The organism is Streptomyces sp. NPDC052016 (assembly GCF_044548445.1).
In the GTDB taxonomy this organism is placed as follows: Bacteria; Actinomycetota; Actinomycetes; order Streptomycetales; family Streptomycetaceae; genus Streptomyces.
Genome location: NZ_JBIUBX010000068.1, coordinates 1 through 1,987 on the forward strand (window position 1 = coordinate 1; position 1,987 = coordinate 1,987).

General features: G+C 69.4%; 1 protein-coding gene. It reads left to right on the top strand.

The window, feature by feature from the left end; translation table 11 throughout:
• The first annotated feature begins 124 nt into the window (after positions 1–124).
• Entirely contained in the window at positions 125–1,930 is a 1,806-nt protein-coding gene (locus ACIHAR_RS39665; RefSeq protein ID WP_400024128.1) for an IS481 family transposase, read from the top strand.
• Positions 1,931–1,987 lie beyond the last annotated feature (57 nt).

The following is a 1,987-nucleotide window of genomic DNA, read 5'->3' on the forward strand; positions in this document are numbered from 1 at the left end:
CTGTCCGGTCCCGGGTGATGCTTGACAGTTCGGTCCCAGCTGATGGTTGACAGTGGCCGTGATCGGCTTTTCTGTGCGCGTCGTTGCGGCGTGTGGCGGGAGGCCGGGATTGGCGCTGGTGGAGTTGTCGGTTGTCGAGCAGAGATACCGGGCTGTCCTGTCGGTGCTGGCGGGCGCGACGGTGACGGAGGTCGCCGCCCAGCTGGGCGTCTCGCGGCAGACGGTGAGCGGATGGAAGTCCCGGTATGAGGCCTCGGGGCTGGCCGGGTTGGTGGACCGTTCGCGCAGGCCGGCGTCGTGCCCGCATCAGGCTTCTGCCGAGGTGGAGGCGGCCGTGTGTGAGCTGCGGCGCGAGCATCCTCGGTGGGGTCCGCGGAGGATTGCTCATGTGCTGGAGCGGTCCGGGGCGGTGAGCCCGGTGCCATCGCGGATGACCATCTATCGGATCTTGGTCCGGCATGGCCTGGTGGAGCCGGGGGTGCGGCGGAGGAAGCGGTCGGATTACAAGCGCTGGCAGCGGGACCGGCCGATGCAGCTGTGGCAGATGGACATCGTGGGCGGAGTGATGCTGGTCAACCCGGTGACCGGCGAGCTGGCCGAGGCCAAGGTCGTGACGGGTGTGGATGATCACTCCCGCTTCTGCGTGATCGCGTCGGTGGTCGAGCGGGCGACCGGACGGGCTGTGTGTGCGGCGTTCACCCGGGCCTTGCAGGCGTTCGGGGTGCCGGAGGAGGTGCTGACCGACAACGGCAAACAGTTCACCGACCGGTTCGGGCACGGTGGTGAGGTGCTGTTCGACCGGATCTGCCGGGAGAACGGGATCGCGCACCGTCTCACCCAGCCGGCCTCGCCGACCACGACGGGCAAGGTCGAGCGGTTCCATCAGACGCTGCGGCGTGAACTCCTCGACGACTGTGATGCGTTCGAGAGCATCGAGGAGGCTCAGGCGGCACTGGATGCGTGGGTTGAGGAGTACAACTCCGTCCGGCCGCATCAGGCGCTGGACATGCAGTCTCCCGGTGATCGGTTCGCCCCGGTTCCCGAGCAGGAGCGGGACGTGCTGGGCCTGAGGGTGCCCGGAGTGCTCGCGTCGGTGCCGCAGCAGCGGACACCTCTTGCGGAGCCGGATCCGGCCGAAGTGTCGCCGGTGTCGGCCGGCCTGCCTGAGCTGGTCCCGGCAGTGGTTCAGCTGGAGCCCGATGGGCCGGTGGAGTTCGAGCGGGTGGTGCCTGCGAGTGGGAATCTGCAGGTCGCGGGCAAGCAGTTCTGGCTCGGGCCGACCCGTTCGGGGCTGACGGTGACCTTCTGGGCCGACACCTCGGTGATCCATCTGCTGATCGCGGGAGCGCGGATCAAGACCGTGCGGTCACACCTGTCGGTGGCGGATCTGATGCGGCTGGCCGCCCGGGGCGGACGCGCGGCCGGACCGGCCCCGCTTCCAGCCGGCGACGGGGTCGCGTTCGAGGTGGACCGGGTCGTCAACAACAGCGGCCTGGTGGGCCTGGGCGGGCACCAGGTGCTGGCGGCAGAGATCCTCGGCGGCCGCCAGGTGGGTATCCGCATCGATGGCGAGACGCTGTCGTTCTTCGACCTGTCCTCGCGGGAACTGCTGCGGGTGCGGCCCAACCCGCTGACCAGCGAGGAAGTCCGCCGACTGCGGGGCCTGCGTCCGGCCGGACCGCCGCCCCGGCCGGGTGTGGAGCCGGTCCGGGTGCAGCGGCGGGTCAGCACGGTCGGCACGGTCATGGTCTGCCGCCAGACCGTCTCCCTCGGCCGCCCCTACGCGGGCCAGACGGTGACCGTGCACGTGTCGGACACGACGATCACAGTCGAGCTGGACGGCCAGATCCGGGTCATCCGCCGCACGACCGACGTCCCGGTCCGTAACGTGAAAGCGAACAAGCCCCACGGGGCTTCCCATGTTCTCTAGGCCCACCGTCAAGCATCACCTGGGACCAGAACGTCAGGCATCAGCTGGGATCCGACA